Source organism: Paracoccus ferrooxidans (assembly GCF_029909815.1).
In the GTDB taxonomy this organism is placed as follows: Bacteria; Pseudomonadota; Alphaproteobacteria; order Rhodobacterales; family Rhodobacteraceae; genus Paracoccus; species Paracoccus versutus.
In genome coordinates, this window is the sequence record NZ_CP038202.1 from 105415 (window position 1) to 123470 (window position 18056).

An 18056-nucleotide genomic window follows, 5' to 3' on the forward strand; every position below is an offset into this window, starting at 1 on the left:
CCCTGATGACTGGCCGGCGAGCATCCAGCCGGACCCCGCCCATGCCGCCCAGCATCCTGTGGCTTTGCCGCGACTTCCGTTTCCGGGACAATGCCGCCCTGGCCGCCGCCGCGGGCGCGGGGCCGGTGCTGCCGGTCTTCCTGATCGACGGCGCCTTGCGGACGCAGGGCGCGGCCAGCCGCTGGCGGCTGCAGCGCGCCCTGCTGGCCTTCGATGCCGAACTGCGCCGCCGCCACGGCGCGACCGTGCTGGTGCTGGAAGGCGAGCCCTGGGACATCCTGCCCGCCCTGGCCACCCGCATCGGCGCGGGGTCGCTGCACAGGAACGACTGGCCCGAACCCGCGACCATCGCCGCGCAGCAGCGGCTGGGCCGGGCGCTGGCCGGCACGCCCGTGCGGCTGGTGCTGCATCCGGGCCATCTGCTTGTGCATCCCCGCGCCCTGCGCACCGGCTCGGGCGGCGCCTATCGCGTCTTTACCCCCTTCGCCCGCGCCCTGCGCGCCATCGGCCCCGACCGGCCCGGCGGCGAAGCGGCGAGCCTTTCACCGCTGGCCGACCCGCCGCGGGGGCTGGCGCTCGACCGGCTGGACCTGGCCCCGGACCTGCATCGCGGCCGCGCGGTGCTGGAGCGCCACGCCCTGCCCGCGGGCGAGGCCGCGGCGCAGGCCCGGCTTGGCGATTTCCTGGACCGCGCCGCGGGTTACGCCGCGCAGCGCGACCGCCCCGACCTGCAGGCGACCTCGGGCCTGTCCGAGCATCTGGCCATGGGCGAGATCGGCCCGCGCGACCTCTGGGCCATCGCCTCGGCCCGCGCCAAGGCCGATCCCGCCGCCAGCCCCGGCATCGCGGCCTTCCTGACCGAGCTGATCTGGCGCGAATTCGCCTGGCACCTGCTGATCGAGTTTCCCCGGCTGGCACGCCAGCCCTGGCGGCCGGAATGGGCGGATTTCCTCTGGCGCGGCGACAGCGCCGCGCTGACCCGTTGGCGCCGGGCCGAAACCGGCATCGCGCTGGTCGATGCCGGGCTGCGCGAGATGCGCGTGACCGGGCGGATGCACAACCGGGTGCGCATGGTGGCGGCCAGCTGGCTGACCAAGCACCTGCTGACCGACTGGCGGCTGGGGCTGGCGCATTTCGCCGACAGCCTGACCGACTGGGATCCGGCCGCGAATGCGATGAACTGGCAATGGGTGGCGGGCTGCGGCCCGGATGCGGCGCCCTTCTTCCGCATCTTCAACCCCGAACGGCAGGCCGCGCAATTCGACCCGCAGGGCCGCTATCGCCGGCGCTGGCTGCTGGGCTGGCAGGGCGCCGAGGGCGAAAAGGCGCGGGCTTATTTCGACAGCCTGCCGCCCGGCTGGGACGTGCCCCGCACCTGGCAGGACCGCGCCACGCCCGAGAGGCTGGCCCAGGGCCGGGCCCGCGCGCTGGCGGCCCATGCCGCCTTCCGCCAGGCCCCAGTCGATGACCGCTGACCACCGCGCCAGCCCGGCGCGGCCCTGGCAGGCTGCTGAAAAAGGGCCCTGACAGGGCGGCGCCGCGGAAATCGTCCGGATCCAGTTGATATCGGCCCGAAATGGGGTGTTTTCGGCAAGTTTGAGGCGGATTTCCCGGTTCCCGCCCGCGCTGTCCTGTCGCAAGGACTTTTTCAGCAGCCTGCTAGCCCTCCAGCCCCATTTGGCGCAGCGCCTGCCGGACCTGGTCCTCGACCGACAGGGCCATGTCGACCACCACGCCGTCCTCGTCCGCCGCCAGCGGCTCCAGCGTGGCCAGCTGCGAATCCAGCAGCTTGGCCGGGAAGAAATGCCCCTCGCGATGCGACAGCCGGCTTTCCAGAAGCGCGCGCGAGCCATGCACGTGCAGAAAGCGCACCCGCGGCGCGCCCTCGCGCAGGATGTCGCGATAGGCCCGCTTCAACGAGGAACAGCCGATGACCGAGGACTGCCCCAGCGCCTCGTTGCGGCCGATCTCGGCGGCCAGCGCCCGCAGCCAGGGCGCGCGGTCGTCGTCGTCCAGCGGGATGCCCGCGCGCATCTTGGCCACATTAGCCTCGGGGTGGAAGCTGTCGCCCTCGACGAAGGGCCAGCCCAGATGCGCGGCCAGCGCCTCGCCCGTGGTGCTCTTGCCGCAGCCCGAGACGCCCATGACCACGATATGCTGCACCGCGCCGCTCACAGCAGCCACCAGCCGATCAGGGCGAAGCCGAAGGCGATGGTGCCCAGCAGCGTCTCCATCACCGTCCAGGTCTTCAGCGTGGTCTTTTCGTCCATGTCGAGGAACCGCCCGACCAGCCAGAAGCCGGAATCGTTGAAATGGCTCAGCACGGTCGCGCCGCCGGCGATGGCCACCACCAGGAAGCAGCGGTCGAACTCGCTCAGCCCGGTGGTCGCCGCCACCGTCGGCGCGATCAGCCCGGCGGTGGTGGTCAGGGCCACCGTGGCCGAGCCCTGCGCCACCCGCAGCGCCATCGAGATGACGAAGGCCGCCACGATCAGCGGCATGCCCACCGCATCCAGGCTGGAAGCCAGCGCCTCGCCGATGCCGCTGGCGCGCAGCACGCCGCCGAACATGCCGCCGGCGCCCGTGACCAGGATGATGGCGCAGATCGGCGCCAGCGCGCCGTCCATGATGCGCTCGATCTCGGTCGCGCTGCGGCCGCGGCCCAGCAGCGCCATGGCCACCAGCACGGTGATCAGCAGCGCGATGGGCGTCTGGCCGATCAGCCGCAGCACCGTAACCCAGCCCGCGCCGGCATCGACGACGCCCATGGTCGCCAGCGTGCCCAGCCCGGTGTTCAGGAAGATCAGCGCCAGCGGCAGCAGCAGCACCAGCATCACCGTGCCGAAGCTGGGCGGGATGCGGTCATGGCCCTCGGCCTCGACCGCGCCCAGGATCTCGGGGATCGGCAGCACGAAGCGCCGCCCGGCCCAAAGCCCGAACAGGTAGCTGCCGAAGAACCAGGTCGGCAGCGCCACGACCAGCCCGACCACCACCAAAAGCCCGATGTCCGCGCCCAGCAGGTCGCCCGCCGCCACCGGCCCCGGATGCGGCGGCAGCAGCGCATGCATGGCCGCAAAGGCCCCGGCCGCCGGCAGCGCGTAAAGCAGCACCGAGCCGCCAAAGCGGTAAGCCACGCTGAAGATGATCGGCAGCATCACCACCAGCCCGGCGTCGAAGAAGATCGGAAAGCCGAACAGCAGCGAGGCCACGCCCAGCGCAAAGGGCGCGCGCTCGGCGCCGAACTGGCCTATCAGCCGGTCCGCCAGCACCTGCGCACCGCCGGTGATCTCCAGCAGGCGCCCGATCATGGCGCCGAAACCCACCAGCAGCGCCACCGTGGCCAGGGTCGAGCCGAAGCCCTGCATCAGCACCGCGATGACATCGGCCATGGGAACGCCCGCGACCATCGCGGTCATCAGGCTGACCAGGACCAGCGAGACAAAGGCATGCAGCCGGAACCGCATGATCAGGACCAGCAGCACTAGAACCGCCGCCAGGGCGATCAGCAACAGCACGACCGTGCTGTGAACGGGCTCGACAGGATTCATGAAAGGGGCTCCTCCAGCGAAAGGGTCGTGGGACGGCTAGGGCCTGGTCCTGCCCCCCCGCAGATTCGGGGGGCGGCCAGGCATCCGTCGGTTTTCGTGGCCGTTAGCGATAACAGATGCCGGGTGAAAAGTTAAGACGTTTCGCGCCGGTGCCGCGCCGCGGTGGCAAGATCGTGCAGCAGCCGCATTTCGTCCGACAGCGCCAGCTCCAGCGCCGCCTCGGGGCCGGACACGACGCCGGGGTCTTCCTGGCCGTCCAGCATCACCTCGCGATCCTCCAGCCATTGCAGCATCTCGGCCTGCACGCTCTCGGGCGAAAGCTCCAGCAGCTTCTGAAAGGTGCGGCGATGCGCGATCACCCGGCCTTCGAGGCCGTCGATCCGTGCGGCCAGCCTGTCCATCCTGTCCATGCGCGATTTCCCTGAGTTTTCCGGGAATCATGATGGCACAGATGCCGGAACCGGCAAAGCCGTTCAGTTCCGCGAGGTCAGGCTGCCGCCCTCGATCCGCCGCAGCGAGATTTCCAGCCGCGCCTCGGCGGCGATGATCTCGGCGCGCACGCGCTTGGTATAGATCATGTGGTCCTGCGCCGCCCGCGCCGCCGCCGGCGCGTCGCGGGCCATGATCGCGTCATAGATGGCGCGGTGCTGGGCGCGCAGCACGTCGCGCACCTCGGGCCGGGCATACAGCTTTTCGCGGTTGTGGAACACGCCCTTGCGCAGCATCCCCGACAGCGCCCGCATGATCTGCAGCAGCACGATGTTGTGGCTGGCCTCGTAGACGGCGACATGCAGGTCCACGTCCGCCTCGGCCTCCTCGCGGAAATCGGCCTCGGCATGGGCCTGGTGGATGCGCTCCATGCAGCGGGTCAGGGTCGCGCGGTCCACGTCGTTGGCCCGCGTGGCCGCCAGGCTGGCCGCCATGCCCTCCAGCGTGGCGCGCAGCTCCAGGTAGTCGTCCACCACCTCGGGACGCGAGGCCATCAGCTCGACCAGCGGATCGGTGATCGAGGTGGCCAGCGGCGCCACCCGCCGCCCGCCGCCCGAATCGGCGACGATCAGGCCCTTGTCCTCCAGCATGCGGATGCCCTGGCGCAGCGTCGGGCGCGACACGTTCAGCCGCAGCGCCATCTCGCGCTCGGCCAGCAGCGGATCGCCGGGGCGCAGCGAGCCTTCGAGAATCAGATCCTCGATATGGCGCGCGGTGGTCTCCGCAGCGGGGGCGCCCTTGTTCACTTCGCTGGCCATCTCCGACTCCTCTGGGCAACCGCCGGAAATTCAGTGGGTTAGGCGGCGACATCCGGTCCTGCAGATTAGCCGCAGCGCCGGGTCGGGCGCAATGGATTTCCCACTTGACCCAAGCGGTAAAATTATTTTACCAAGAAAGAAGGGAAGGTAAAGCAATCTGATCAGCCGGTGCCGTGCAGCGCCGGGTCGATTGCATCAAGGGAGGGGGGAAAGCCATGACGGCAGACCGTGCGGACCTGCTGGACCGCCTGCGCGCCATCGTCGGGCGGGGGCATGTGCTGACCGCGCCCCGCACGACGCGCCGCTACACCCGCGGCTTCCGCTATGGCGAGGGGCCGGTGGCCGCGGTGGTCCGCCCCGGCTCTCTGGTGCAGATGTGGCGGGTGCTGAACGCCGCCGTCGCCTCGGGGCGCGCGGTGATCCTGCAGGCCGCGAATACCGGGCTGACCGGCGGCTCGACCCCCTGGGGCGATGACTACGACCGCGAGATCGTGCTGGTCTCGGTCATGCGCCTGCGCGACATCCACCTGCTCGGCGCGGGCGAACAGGCGGTCTGCCTGCCCGGCGCGACGCTCGACAGCCTGGAAAAGCGCCTGCGCCCGCTGGGACGCGAGCCGCATTCCGTGATCGGCTCATCCTGCATCGGCGCCTCGGTCCTGGGCGGCATCTGCAACAATTCCGGCGGCGCGCTGATCCAGCGCGGCCCCGCCTATACCGAGATGAGCCTTTACGCCGAGATCCGCGCCGACGGCTCGGTCGCGCTGGTCAATCACCTGGGCCTCGACCTCGGCGACGACCCCGAGGAAATCCTCGCCCGCGTCGAGGCGGGCAAGCTGCCCGCGCCCGCGCCCACCGACGCCTGGGCCTCGGACCGCGAATATGCCGACCACGTCCGCGACATCGAGGCCGAGACCCCCGCCCGCTTCAACGCCGACCCGCGACGGCTGCACGAGGCGTCGGGCTGCGCCGGCAAGCTCGCCGTCTTTGCCGTGCGGCTGGACACGTTCCAGGCCGAAAAGGACACGGCGGTGTTCTATGTCGGCAGCAACGACCCCGACGAGCTGACCGGGATCCGCCGCCATATCCTGGCGCATTTCCAGAGCCTGCCCATCGCCGGCGAATACATCCACCGCGAAGCCTATGACGTGGCGGCGAAATACGGCAAGGACACCTTCCTGTTCATCCGCCATGCCGGCACCGACCGCATGCCCGCCTTCTTCGCCGCCAAGGCGCGCATGGACGCGCTGACCGAGCGGCTGGGCCTGGGCGCGACGCTTTCGGACCGGCTGGCGCAGGGGGTGGCATCCCTCGCCCCCCAGCACCTGCCCAAGCGGATGAACGACTTCCGCGACCGCTACGAACACCACCTGCTTCTGCGCATGGGCGGGGCGGGCATCGCCGAGGCCCGCGACTACCTGACCGGCATCTTCCCCTCGGCCCAGGGCGACATGTTCGAATGCACCCCGGACGAGGGCAAGGCCGCCTTCCTGCACCGCTTCGCCGTGGCCGGCGCCGCCGTGCGCTACCGCGCCATCCATGCGCGCGAGGTGCAGGACATCGTGGCGCTGGACATCGCGCTGCGCCGCAACGACCGCGACTGGGTCGAGCGCCTGCCGCCCGACCTGGACGCGAAGATCGAGAAGAAGCTCTATTACGGCCATTTCTTCTGCCACGTCTTCCACCAGGACTATGTGGTGAAAAAGGGCCAGGACTGCCTGGCCGTGGAACACGAGATGTGGCGCCTGCTGGACCGGCGCGGCGCCGAATACCCGGCCGAGCATAACGTCGGCCATCTCTACCACGCCAAGCCGGAGCTGGCCGGCTTCTACCGGCAGCTGGACCCGACCAACAGCCTGAACCCCGGCATCGGCCAGACCTCGAAATGCGCGCATTGGCATTGACGCCGGCGCCATCCAAGACGACCGCGCAGGACTGCGCACCCGCAACGGCGGAACCGCCCGCCCCATCTGAGGAGGAAAGATGGCTGGACTAATCACATTCATCCTGGCCCTGCTGCCCATCGCCACGGTCTTCGTGCTGCTGGTGGTGCTGGCGAAATCGGCCAAGTTCTCGATGCTGGTGGCCTATCTCGTCACCGCCGCCACCGCCCTGCTGATCTGGGGCACCGAGCTTAACAAGGTCCTGGGCGCCACCGTCAACGGCGCCGTGACCGCGGTCAGCCTGCTCTATATCGTCTTCGGCGCCATCCTGATGCTCTACACGCTCGAGGAAAGCGGCGGCATCCGCTCGATCCGGGCCGGCTTCACCTCGATCTCGCCCGACCGGAGGGTGCAGGCGATCATCATCGCCTGGCTCTTCGGCTCGCTGATCGAGGGCGCCTCGGGCTTCGGCACGCCGGCGGCCATCGCCGCGCCGCTGCTGGTCGCCATCGGCTTTCCCGCCATGGCCGCCGTCATGGTCACGCTGATCATCCAGAGCACGCCGGTCTCCTTCGGCGCGGTCGGGACGCCGATCCTGGTCGGCGTGCGCACCGGCCTTGCCGACCAGCAGATCGTCGAGGCGACCATCGCGCCCATGGCCTTCGGCGACTACCTGCTGGAGATCGCGGTCAAGGTCGCCACCATCCACGGGCTGATCGGCTTCCTGATCCCGCTGATCCTGGTCGGGATGCTCACGCGCTTCTTCGGCGCCAACCGCTCCTTTGCCGAAGGCTTCCGCATCTGGAAGTTCGCACTGTTCGCGGGCCTCGCCTTCACCGTGCCCTACTACCTCATCGCCGCGACGCTGGGACCGGAATTCCCCTCGCTCCTGGGCGGCATCGTCGGGCTCATGATCGTGGTGCCGGCGGCGAAACGCGGCTTCCTGATCCCCAGGGAAAGCTTCGACTTCCCGCCGCGCCGCGACTGGAACGACAACTGGGTCGGCAAGCTCGACGATCTCGAGGACCACAATGCCCACAAGCCGGTGATGCCGCTGGTCAAGGCCTGGGCGCCCTATGTCTTCGTCGTGGCCCTGCTGGTCATCACCCGCTCGATCGCGCCGATCAAGGCATGGCTCACCTCGCCCGAGATGACGATCGCCTTCCGCGACCTGTTCGGCTCGGGCATCAACGCCTCGGTGCAGGTGCTGTTCCTGCCCGGCACGATCCTGATCCTGGCCTCGCTCTTTACCTTCGTGCTGCACGGCATGTCGGGGCGCGACTACGGCCGGGCGCTCAAGGCTTCGGGCACGACCATGATCGCCGCCGCCCCGGCGCTGCTGCTGGCGGTGCCGATGGTGCAGGTGTTCCTGAACTCGGCCTCGGACAGCTATGCCAGCATGCCCATCGTCCTGGCGCAGGGCGTCTCGTCGGTGGTGGGGGATGCCTGGCCGATGTTCGCGCCGCTGATCGGGGCCATGGGCGCCTTCGTCGCCGGCTCGAACACGGTCAGCAACATGATGTTCTCGCTCTTCCAGTTCTCGACCGCCGAACAGATCGGCCTGGGGGCTGCGGGCGCGGGCACCGTGGTGGCGCTGCAAGCCATCGGCGGGGCCGCCGGCAACATGATCTGCGTCCATAACGTCGTCGCCGCCTCGGCCACCGTCGGGCTGACCGACCGCGAGGGCGCGATCATCCGCCAGACCCTGATCCCAATGGCCTATTACGTCGTGCAGGGCGGGCTGATCGGCTTTGCGCTGCTGACCGGCAACCCCATGTGGTGGGTCGCCGCCGCGATCTGGGCGGGTGCGGTGCTGTTCTTCATGTCGCGCAACCGCGGCCCCCGTCCCGACACCGTCGTCAACTAGGGGGAAACCATGACCGGAGAGCCAAAACCGACAGTCGGTCTGTTCGTGACCTGCCTTGTCGACGCCATCCGCCCGCAGATCGGCTTCGCCGCCCTCGAGCTTCTTGAGGAAGCGGGCTGCGTGGTCGAGGTGCCGCAGGCCCAGACCTGCTGCGGCCAGCCGGCGCTGAACAGCGGCGACGACCGCGACGCGGCGCATCTGGCCCGCCAGACCATCGCCGCCTTCGAGGGCTACGATTACGTGGTCCTGCCCTCGGGCTCCTGCGCGGCGACCATGGTGCATGGCTACCCGGAACTTCTGGCGGGCGACCCGGACTGGGCCGCCCGCGCCCGCGCCATGGCGGCGAAGACCCATGAGATCACCAGTTTCCTCCACGATGTCATGGGCTTCATGCCACGGGGGCGGAGGTGCGATGCCTCCGCCACCTATCACGACAGCTGCTCGGGCCTGCGCGAGCTGGGCGTCGCCGCGCAGCCGCGCGCGCTGCTGGCCCAGGTCGAGGGGCTGGAGATGCGCGGCCTGCCCGGCAACGACGCCTGCTGCGGCTTCGGCGGCACCTTCTGCGTGAAATATTCCGCCATCTCGAACGCCATCGTCACCGAAAAGGCCGAGGCGGTCGAATCCACCGGCGCCGACATCCTGCTGGCCGGCGACCTGGGCTGCCTGATGAACATGGCCGGCAAGCTGCATCGCCGGGGCGCCAAGACCCGCTGCTTCCACACCGTCGAGGTGCTGGCCGGCCGCGCCCAGGGCCCCGCCATCGGCGAGGACGCGCCATGAACGCGCCCTTCAAGGCCCCGTTCAAGGCCCCGTTCAAGGCTCGCGCCGCGGCGGCCCTGGCCGACCCGGTGCTGAAGACCGCCATCGACCGCACCACCGGCAATGCCGAGCGAAAGCGCGCCGCGGCCCTGGCCGCATTCCCCGAATTCGAGGCCGCCCGCGCCCGCGGCCAGGCGATCAAGGATCATGTCATCGCCCATCTGGGCCATTACCTGGAGATGTTCGAGCGAAACGCCACCGCCCGCGGCGCGCAGGTCCACTGGGCCGGCGACGATGCCGAGGCCCGCGCCATCGTCACCCGCATCTGCCTGGCCGCCGACGCCAGGCTGGTGACGCGCGCCAAATCCATGCTGGGCGAGGAGATCGGCCTGCCCCATGCCCTGGCCGATGCCGGCATCGAGCGGGTCGAGACCGACCTGGCCGAGCATATCATCCAGCTGGCGGGCGAGGCTCCCTCGCATATCATCTGGCCCGCCATGCACCGCACCCGCGAGCAGGTGGCGGAACTCTTCAAGACCGGCCACCAGCCGCCGCCCGCCGCCGAGGATCCGGCGACCATGGTGCAAAGCGCCCGCCGCGTCCTGCGCGAGAAATTCCTGTCGGCCGACATCGGCATATCCGGCGCGAATTTCCTGGTCGCCGATACCGGCGCCACCTGCACCGTCACCAACGAGGGCAATGCCGAGCTGACCACCACGCCCCCGCGCATCCATATCGTCACCGCGGGGATCGAGAAGCTGGTGCCCTCGACCGCGCATGCCCTTGCGCTGCTGCGCCTGCTGGTGCGGTCGGCGACGGGCGGCGAGATGACGCAATACACCACCTTCCACGCCGGCCCGAAGCGCCCCGGCGATGCCGACGGGCCCGAGGAGATGCATATCGTCCTGGTCGACAACGGCCGCACGAAGATGCTGGCCGACGAGTTCCGCGAGATGCTGCGCTGCATCCGCTGCGGCGCCTGCATGAACCATTGCGTGGTCTATCGCCAGATCGGCGGGCATGCCTATGGCGGCACCTATCCCGGCCCGATGGGCTCGGTGCTGACGCCGGTGCTGGACGGGCTGGCGGCGTCCCGCGACCTGCCCAACGCCTGCACCATGAACGGCCGCTGCGCCGAGGTCTGCCCGGTCGGCATCCCGATCCCCACGCTCTTGCGCGCCTGGCGCCGCCGCAGCTGGCGCGAGGGGCTGGAGCCCGGCCCGGTCCGCGTCGGCATCGGGCTTTGGGCGCAACTTGCCCGCCGGCCGCGGCTTTATCGCCTGGCGACCCGCATCGGGCTGCCCGCGCTGCGGCTGTTCGGCAAGGGCGGCTGGATTTCGCGCCTGCCGCTGGCCGGGGGCTGGACCGACCACCGCGACCTGCCGCGCCCGGCGGCCCGCAGCTTCATGGACCAATACCGCGCCCAGCAGAAGGCCCGCAAATGACCGCCCGCGACCGCATCCTTTCGGCCATCCGCGCCACCCTCGGCCCCGGCAAGCCGCCCGAGCGGATCGCGGCCGAGGCCGCCGCCCTGCTTGAGGATCCCGACGCCGCCCGCCCGCGCCTTGCCGCGCCGGAACTGCCCGAGGCCTTCGCGCTGAAGGCCGCCGCGCTCGGCACCACCATCGACCGCATCGCCACGCTGGCCGAGGTGCCGCGGGCCATGGCCCGCTATCTGGACGCGCATGGCCTGCCGCCCCGCTTCGCCATGCAGCCGGCGCCGGAACTGGCGGCGCTGGACTGGCAGGGCCTCGCCCCGCATCCGGGCGTCGCCGCGGACGAGCCCGCGGCGCTTGGCCTGGCGCTTTACGGCATCGCCGAAAGCGGCTCTCTGGTCATCCATTCGGGACCGCAGAACCCGATCCTGCTGTCCTTCCTGCCGCTGCACCATGTCGTGCTGCTGCGCGAGGCGACGCTCTTGCCCTACCTTGAGGACTATGCCGCCCGCCTTGCCGCCCAGGCGATCCCGCGCAACGCCATCCTGATCACCGGCCCCAGCGGCACCACCGACATCGAGGGCAGCTATGTCCGCGGCGCCCATGGCCCCGGCTTCCTGCATGTCATCCTGATCGCGGGCTGACCGCCGCGCCGATTTGCCCTAGCATTGCGGCACCGATGGGAGGCCGCGATGCCCGACGCCCCGCAAGCGCAGGAAATGCCGCAGGAAACGCCGCGCGAGCATTTCCTGCTTTTCGTCGCCATCCCGCCGCCCGAGGTGGTGGCGCGGATCGAGGCCGCCTGGCAGCTTGCCCAGCGCCGCGACCGCTTTCGCCGCGCGACGCTGCACATGACCATCCTGCCGGTGATCCGCACCCCGCAGCTCCAGCCATGGATGGCCGAGGCGCTTGGCCGTCCGCTGGAGGGGCTGGATTTTCCCGCCTTCGACCTGGTGCTGGACCAGCTGACCACCTTCGGGCCGCCGCGCCGCCGCGACCGGCCGCTGGTGCTGGTCGGCCGGCAGGAAAACCCCGCCCCCGACGCGCTGTGCCAGACGCTGTGGCAGCGGCTGGCCGGCGCCGGGCTGGGCGTCGCCCGCCACCGCGTCACCCCGCATGTGACGCTGGCCTATGGCAAGCCGCTGCCGCCGCAGGGCATCGCGGTCCCGCCGGTGCATTGGCGGGTGGACCAGCTTACGCTGATCGACAGCCTGCAGGGCCTGGGCCGGCACGTGCCGCTGGCGCGCTGGCCGCTGCGCTGAACCTCGGGGCGCCGAAGCCTTATCGACAATCCCCACCGCCCGCCTTATCCATGGCGCCATGAGCGCGGGATCAGAAGAAACCCTGGCGGTCCGCATCAGCCGCGTGCTGGCCGACCGCATCGTGGCGGGCGAGATCGGCCCCGGCGAGCGCCTGCGCCAGGACCGCATCGCCGAGGAATTCGGCGCCAGCCACGTCCCCGTCCGCGAAGCCTTCCGCCGCCTCGAAGCCCAGGGCCTGGCGATCAGCGAGCCGCGCCGCGGCGTCCGCGTCGCCGCCTTCGACCTGCCCGAGGTCAAGGAGGTGGCCGAGATGCGCGCCGCGCTCGAGGAACTGGCGCTGCGCCATGCCGCGCCGCACCTGACCCCCGCCATCCTGCATGCGGCGGAAGAGGCGACCAAGGCCGGCGACGCCTCGCGCGACGTGCGCTCGTGGGAGGCGGCGAACCGCCGCTTCCACAAGCTGATCCTGACCCCCTGCGCCATGCCGCGGCTGCTGGCCGCCATCGACGACCTGCACGCCGCCAGCGCGCGCTTCCTCTTCGCCGCCTGGCAGTCGAACTGGGAGACGCGGACCGACCACGACCACCGCGCCATCCTGGCCGCGCTGCGCAAGGGCGACGTGGACGCCGCCTGCGCCACGCTGGCGCGCCATGTGCGCTGGATCGGCCGCCGCCCGGCGCCCCCGGCCAGCGACAAGCGCGACGCCTTCGCCATCCACGGCTAGCCGCGCCGCTCGGCCACCAGCCAGCTGGCGACATAGGTCAGCGCGACGCCCCGCGGGCCCCCGTGCAATGCCTCGTAGCGCGCCATGAAGTCGCGCAGCGCGCCCGGCGACCGGATATGCCCGGCGCAGCCGTTGACCCCGGTGGCGCGCAGGTGGCGCAAGACTTCCAGCGCGCCGGGGAAATGCAGCACGATCCGCCATTCCCCCGCGCCCCGGACCCGCCAGCCCGCCGGCAGCAGCGCCGCCATCTGCGCCCCGCTCAGGTATGACGGCGCCGCCGCCCGGCTGCCCAGCGCCCGCAGCTCGGGAAAATGCCCCGGCGCGAACCCCGAAAGCGCCAGCCAGCCCCCCGGCGCCACCGCATCGCACAGCCGGCCCACGACCCGCGCCGGATCGGCGACCCATTGGATCATCGAGGCCGAGGCGGCCAGGTCCACCGCCACCGGCAGCGCCACCTCGGCGATGTCGCCCGGCCGGTATTCCGCCGCCACCCCCGGCAGTTCCGGCGCGGCCAGGTCATTGAGCCACAGCCGCGCCGGCCGCAGCCCCAGCAGGTGCCGCGTCAGGTGGCCCGAGCCATGGCCCGCCTCCAGCACCCGGGCCGGCCGGTGCCCCGGCGCGGCCCGGCGATAGGCCGCGAACAGCCGCGCCGCGATCCGCCGCTGCGCCAGCGCCGCGCCGTCATAGGTCGCCATGCCGCGCGCGAATGACCGCGCCACCCGCCCGGCCAGCGCGGTCATGCCAGCACCTCGGCCCAGTCGCGCCATTGCGCAAAGGGATTGTGCCCGCACTCCAGCACCCGCGTCTCGACCGGCCAGCCCTGCCAGGCGCGGATCAAGTTCTTCAGCGGAAAGATGCGGTCGGCCGCGCCCAGCCAGATGCGGTCGAAACCCGGCACCTGCCCGGCGTCCCAGCCCATCACCGCCTGCAACTCGTCGCGCAGCGCGGCGGGATCGGCGCCCGCGGCGACGGCGCAGCCCGCCCGCCGGCCGAATTGCCGCAGCGAGACCTCGGACAGGTTCGCCGCCGTGGCCCGCACCGTCTCGCGCGGGATGCCCAGGTCGTCGTCGCAGGGCGCCCAGGAACCGCAGGCCGCGACCTTGCGGCGAAAGCCGGCCAGGCCCGGCAGCCGGCAGGCCGCCGCCACGCCAAAGGACCAGGCGACCAGGTCCACCGCCGCGTATCCCCGCGGCCAGTCCGGCAGGGCCAGGTCGCGGTAATCCGACAGCACCAGCACATCCGCCGCCCCGGCCAGGTGCCGGAACGGCGCCGCCCCGGCCGCCCAGCCGGTCAGCACCACGATCAGCTCGGGCGCGCCCTCGCGGCGCAGCCATTCCGCCCTCATGGCCGGTCCGCGGGCCAGCCCGCGATCTCGACCATGGCGGCGCAGATGCGCGCCACCTCCTCGGGCCGGGCGACAAAGGGCGGCATGCAGTAAAGCAGCCGCCCGAAGGGCCGCAGCCAGACCCCGCTTTCGCGGCAAAAGCCATGCACGCGCGCCATGTCCAGGGCCTCGCGCAGCTCGATCACCCCGATGGCGCCCAGCACCCGCACGTCGCGCACGCCGGCCAGGCCGCGCGCCGGGGCAAGGCCCTGCGCCAACCCCGCCTCGATCCCCGCGACCTGCCCTTGCCAGGCACCCTCGGCCAGCAGGTCCAGGCTTGCGCAGGCCACGGCGCAGGCCAGCGGATTGCCCATGAAGGTCGGCCCGTGCATCAGGACCGGCGCCGGCCCGTCCGAGATCGCCTCGGCCACCCGGCCGGAGGCGACGGTGGCGGCAAAGCTCATCATGCCGCCGGTCAGCGCCTTGCCCAGGCACAGGATGTCCGGCACCACCCCGGCGCGTTCCATGGCGAATAGCGTGCCGGTGCGGCCGAAGCCGGTGGCGATCTCGTCCAGGATCAGCAGCACGCCATGCCGGTCGCACAGCGCCCGAACCCCGGCCAGCCAGCGCGGGTGATAGAACCACATGCCCCCCGCGCCCTGCACCACCGGCTCGATGATGAACCCCGCGATTTCATGCGCTTTTTCCGCAAACAGCGCCTCGACCGCCCCCAGCCCGTTCCGTGCCGGATCGTCCGTCCATTCCGCGCCGAAGGGGATGGGCGGGCGCGGCACGAAATGCTGCACCTGCAAGGCGGCGCCGAAATGGCTGTGCATCCCGGTCTCGGGGTCGCACAGGCTCATCGCCTTCCAGGTATCGCCGTAATAGCCGCCGCGGGCCGAGGCGAAAGCCACCCGCCCCGCCTGCCCCAGCCCAAGCTGCGCCTGCACCGCCATCTTCAGCGCCACCTCGACCGCGACCGAGCCGCTGTCGGAATAGAAGATGCGGTCCAGCCCCGCGGGCAGCATCCCGACCAGCCGCCGCGCCAGCCCGACGGCCGGCCCATGCGTCAGCCCGCCGAACATGACATGCGGCAGCCGGGCCAGCTGCGCCTGCATCGCCGCGACCAGCCGCGGATGGCGATGCCCATGCGCCGCCGCCCACCAGGAGGACATGGCGTCGATCATCCGCGCCCCGTCCGCCAGCGTGAGCCACACCCCCTCGGCCGCCGCGACCTCATGCACCGGCCCCGGCTCGCGCATCGAGCCATAGGGATGCCACAGGTGCCGCCGGTCGAAATCCCGCATCACAGCACCTCGCGGATCGCATCGACGTCGATGCCGGCGAAACCCGCCTCCAGCGTCCCGGCCGTCACCGTCTCCAGCAGCGGCAGCCGGCCCAGGTCGCGCACCGCGCCGATCTCGCGGATCACCCGGCGGCTGTCCTCGGCCTCCTCGCCGATGAAGGCCACGCCCGCCACCCGGCAGCCCGCGGCCCGCAGCGCCACCAGCGACAGCAGCGCATGGTTGATCGTGCCCAAGGCGGTGCGGCAGCACAGCACCACCGGCGCGCCCCAGCCGGCGATGACCTGCAGGTAAAGCAGCCGCCGGGTCAGCGGCACCATCAGCCCGCCCGCGCCCTCGACCACCAGCGGGCCGGCCACCTGCGGCAGCGCCAGCCGCGCCGGATCGATCTCGACCCCCCCGCGCTCGGCCGCCAGATGCGGCGAGGCCGGCAGCCGCAGCCGATAGACCTCGGCCAGCACCGGCCGGCCGGACAGCCGCGCGACGGTCTCGCTGTCGGTCTCCTCCTCCAGCCCGGCCTGCACCGGCTTCCAATAGCTCGCCCCCAGCGCGCGGGTCAGCCCGGCGCTGAAGACCGTCTTGCCGATGCCGGTATCGGTGCCCGCCACGATCACCGCACCCATGCCGCCTCCAGCGCCGCAAACAGCGCCGCGATCTCGGCCGCCCCGACATTGCCGGTGACGGACAGGCGCAGCCGCGCCGTCCCCCTGGGCACCGTCGGCGGCCGCACCGCGCGGACGTCGAAGCCCTGCGCCTGCAAGGCCGCGGCCAGCGCCAGGGCCCGATGGTCGTCGCCGACGATCACCGGAACGATCTGGCTCTGTGCCGCGATGCCGCAGCCCCGCGCCGCATCGCGCGCCTGCGCCATGCGCGCCCGCGCGCCCGCGACCAGCGCCGGATCATCCGCCAGCGCCCGCAAAGCCGCGCGCAGCACCGCCGCCGACAAGGGCGAGGGCGCGGTGGCATAGACGAAGGGCCGCGCCCGGTTCACCAGCACCTCGACCAGCACCCGGTCGGCGCAGACCAGCGCGCCCGAGGCGCCCAGCCCCTTGCCCCCGGTATGCAGCGTCACCAGCGCGCAGCCCAGCCCATGCGCCAGCCCCCTGCCCTGCGGGCCGAAGACGCCGGTCGCATGCGCCTCGTCCACCACCAGCACCGCATCCTCGCGCGCGGCCAGCGCCGCCAGCGCCGGCAAGGGCGCCAGGTCGCCCTCCATCGAATAGACGCTCTCGACCGCGATCCAGACCCGGCCGCGCCCGCCGCCCGCGCGCCATTCCGCGACGACCCGCGCCGCATCCGCGGCATCGTTATGGGCAAAGCCGCGGCATTGCGCCCGGCCCAGCCGCATCCCCTCATGCGCGCTGGCATGGACCAGCGCATCGTGCAGCACCAGGTCGCCCTGCATCGGCAGCGCCGAAAAGATCGCCTGGTTGGCCTGGAAGCCGCCGCCCATGTAAAGGCACGCCTCGGCGCCAAAGAAATCCGCCGCCTCGGCCTCCAGCGCCTCATGCTCGCCGTGGTTGCCGCGCAAAAGCCGCGACCCCCCTGCCCCCAGCGCCACGCCGCGCGCCAGCGCATCCCGCGCCGCCCCGGCCAGCAGTTCCGACCCCGCCAGCCCCAGGTAGTCGTTCGAGGCGAAGTCCAGCCCCGCGGCCGGCGCCACCCGCCGCAGCCGCCCGCGCCGCGCCAGCGCGTCCAGCGCCGCCCGATGCCGCGCAAAGCTCATGCCGCGCAGCCTTCCTGCGACGCGTCCAGCACCTCGGCCCGCAGCCCGAGCCTCGCGAACAGCCGCGCATCCTTGTCCTCGCCGGGATTGCCGGCGGTCAGCAGCGTGTCGCCGACGAAGATCGAATTGGCCCCGGCAAAGAAGCACATCGCCTGCATCTCGTCGCTCATCTCGGACCGCCCGGCCGACAGCCGCACATGGGATGTCGGCATCAGGATGCGCGCCGTGGCGATGGTGCGCACCATCTCGATCGGGTCGAGCTTGGGCACATCCGCCAGCGGCGTGCCCGCCATCGGCATCAGCATGTTGATCGGCACCGATTGCGGCGGCACCTCCAGCCCGGCCAGCGTCTCCAGCATGGAGATGCGGTCCTCCTCGGTCTCGCCCATGCCGACGATGCCGCCGGCGCAGACGTTGATGCCGGCCGCCTGCACCCGCTCCAGCGTCTCGATCCGGTCCTGGAAGGTCCGCGTGGTGATGATCTCGGAATAATAGCGCTCCGAGGTGTCGATATTGTGGTTGTAATAGTCCAGCCCCGCGTCCTTCAGCCGCAGCGCCTGGTCCGCGTCCAGCATGCCCAGCGTCATGCAGGTCTCCATCCCCAGGGCCTTGACGCCGCGGATCATCGCCAGCACCGCCGGCATGTCGCGTTCCTTGGGCGAACGCCAGGCCGCGCCCATGCAATAGCGCGTGGCCCCGGCCTCCTTGGCGCGCCGGGCCTCGGCCAGCACCCGCTGCACCTCCATCAGCTTCGAGGCCGACAGGTCCGAGCCGTTGCGCGCCGATTGCGAGCAATAGGCGCAATCCTCGGGGCAGCCGCCGGTCTTGATCGACAAGAGCTTGGAGCATTGCACGACATTCGGGTCGAAATGCGCCCGATGCACGGTCTGGGCCTGGAACAGCAGTTCCATCAGCGGCTGGCGATAGATCTCGGCGGCGCGGCGCGATTGCTGGGGCATGGATACCTCCCTGAGCCTCA

18 protein-coding genes are annotated in these 18056 nt (G+C 71.4%); 8 read left to right on the forward strand and 10 right to left on the reverse strand.

Annotation, left to right across the window (positions count from 1 at the left end; genetic code table 11):
- The first annotated feature begins 41 nt into the window (after window positions 1-41).
- Window positions 42-1475, forward strand: coding sequence for a cryptochrome/photolyase family protein (locus E3U26_RS17555; RefSeq protein WP_499107018.1), 1434 nt, complete (start codon window positions 42-44; stop codon window positions 1473-1475).
- Window positions 1476-1659: 184 nt separating this feature from the next.
- Here E3U26_RS17555 and E3U26_RS17560 read toward each other — a convergent pair whose 3' ends face one another.
- The 4 genes from E3U26_RS17560 to E3U26_RS17575 form a co-directional block, all read right to left on the reverse strand.
- Entirely contained in the window at window positions 1660-2145 is a 486-nt protein-coding gene (locus E3U26_RS17560) for a gluconokinase (RefSeq protein WP_036759907.1), read from the reverse strand.
- Between the two features lie 26 nt (window positions 2146-2171).
- Window positions 2172-3548, reverse strand: a complete 1377-nt coding sequence (locus E3U26_RS17565; protein WP_036759901.1) for a GntP family permease — start codon at window positions 3546-3548, stop codon at window positions 2172-2174.
- 131 nt (window positions 3549-3679) lie between these two features.
- Entirely contained in the window at window positions 3680-3958 is a 279-nt protein-coding gene (locus E3U26_RS17570) for a hypothetical protein (protein WP_036759899.1), read from the reverse strand.
- A 63-nt stretch (window positions 3959-4021) separates the two neighbouring features.
- Window positions 4022-4795: an FCD domain-containing protein gene (locus E3U26_RS17575; RefSeq protein ID WP_499107019.1), complete on the reverse strand. Its 774-nt coding sequence runs from the start codon at window positions 4793-4795 to the stop codon at window positions 4022-4024.
- 215 nt (window positions 4796-5010) lie between these two features.
- Between E3U26_RS17575 and dld the strand changes: the two genes are divergently transcribed.
- The 7 genes from dld to E3U26_RS17610 all read left to right on the forward strand — a co-directional run bounded on the left by dld (window position 5011) and on the right by E3U26_RS17610 (window position 12723).
- Window positions 5011-6696 (forward strand): D-lactate dehydrogenase, encoded by a 1686-nt coding sequence (dld, locus tag E3U26_RS17580; protein WP_499107020.1) that lies wholly within the window; start codon window positions 5011-5013, stop codon window positions 6694-6696.
- A gap of 79 nt (window positions 6697-6775) precedes the next feature.
- Window positions 6776-8542, forward strand: coding sequence for an L-lactate permease (locus tag E3U26_RS17585; RefSeq protein WP_499107022.1), 1767 nt, complete (start codon window positions 6776-6778; stop codon window positions 8540-8542).
- A 9-nt stretch (window positions 8543-8551) separates the two neighbouring features.
- Window positions 8552-9322 (forward strand): (Fe-S)-binding protein, encoded by a 771-nt coding sequence (locus E3U26_RS17590; RefSeq protein WP_499107023.1) that lies wholly within the window; start codon window positions 8552-8554, stop codon window positions 9320-9322.
- Window positions 9319-10746 carry a lactate utilization protein B gene (locus E3U26_RS17595; protein ID WP_449045568.1) on the forward strand — a complete coding sequence of 476 codons (1428 nt, stop codon included), beginning with the start codon at window positions 9319-9321 and terminating at the stop codon, window positions 10744-10746. The genes E3U26_RS17590 and E3U26_RS17595 overlap by 4 nt, the downstream gene beginning before the upstream one ends.
- On the forward strand, window positions 10743-11381 hold the full coding sequence (locus E3U26_RS17600) for a LutC/YkgG family protein (protein WP_072462116.1): 639 nt from the start codon (window positions 10743-10745) through the stop codon (window positions 11379-11381). Before E3U26_RS17595 ends, E3U26_RS17600 begins: the two co-directional genes overlap by 4 nt.
- Window positions 11382-11429: 48 nt before the next feature.
- Window positions 11430-11999 (forward strand): 2'-5' RNA ligase family protein, encoded by a 570-nt coding sequence (locus tag E3U26_RS17605; RefSeq protein ID WP_072462115.1) that lies wholly within the window; start codon window positions 11430-11432, stop codon window positions 11997-11999.
- 58 nt (window positions 12000-12057) lie between these two features.
- Window positions 12058-12723: a GntR family transcriptional regulator gene (locus E3U26_RS17610; protein WP_036759884.1), complete on the forward strand. Its 666-nt coding sequence runs from the start codon at window positions 12058-12060 to the stop codon at window positions 12721-12723.
- Here the strand turns inward: E3U26_RS17610 and E3U26_RS17615 are convergent.
- Genes E3U26_RS17615 through bioB form a run of 6 tightly spaced genes read right to left on the reverse strand, consistent with a single transcriptional unit; the run spans window position 12720 to window position 18036 of the window.
- Complete coding sequence (locus tag E3U26_RS17615) at window positions 12720-13463, reverse strand: methyltransferase domain-containing protein (RefSeq protein WP_499107025.1); 744 nt, start codon at window positions 13461-13463, stop codon at window positions 12720-12722. The two genes, E3U26_RS17610 and E3U26_RS17615, sit on opposite strands and share 4 nt — an antisense overlap.
- Window positions 13460-14068 (reverse strand): pimeloyl-ACP methyl esterase BioG family protein, encoded by a 609-nt coding sequence (locus E3U26_RS17620; protein WP_499107027.1) that lies wholly within the window; start codon window positions 14066-14068, stop codon window positions 13460-13462. The genes E3U26_RS17615 and E3U26_RS17620 overlap by 4 nt, the downstream gene beginning before the upstream one ends.
- On the reverse strand, window positions 14065-15354 hold the full coding sequence (gene bioA / locus E3U26_RS17625; protein WP_499107029.1) for an aspartate aminotransferase family protein: 1290 nt from the start codon (window positions 15352-15354) through the stop codon (window positions 14065-14067). Before bioA ends, E3U26_RS17620 begins: the two co-directional genes overlap by 4 nt.
- On the reverse strand, window positions 15354-15974 hold the full coding sequence (gene bioD, locus E3U26_RS17630) for an ATP-dependent dethiobiotin synthetase BioD (RefSeq protein WP_499107031.1): 621 nt from the start codon (window positions 15972-15974) through the stop codon (window positions 15354-15356). The genes bioA and bioD overlap by 1 nt, the downstream gene beginning before the upstream one ends.
- Window positions 15962-17077 carry a PLP-dependent aminotransferase family protein gene (locus tag E3U26_RS17635; protein WP_499107032.1) on the reverse strand — a complete coding sequence of 372 codons (1116 nt, stop codon included), beginning with the start codon at window positions 17075-17077 and terminating at the stop codon, window positions 15962-15964. Before E3U26_RS17635 ends, bioD begins: the two co-directional genes overlap by 13 nt.
- Window positions 17074-18036 (reverse strand): biotin synthase BioB, encoded by a 963-nt coding sequence (gene bioB, locus E3U26_RS17640; RefSeq protein WP_181820610.1) that lies wholly within the window; start codon window positions 18034-18036, stop codon window positions 17074-17076. Before bioB ends, E3U26_RS17635 begins: the two co-directional genes overlap by 4 nt.
- Between the last annotated feature and the right edge of the window lie 20 nt (window positions 18037-18056).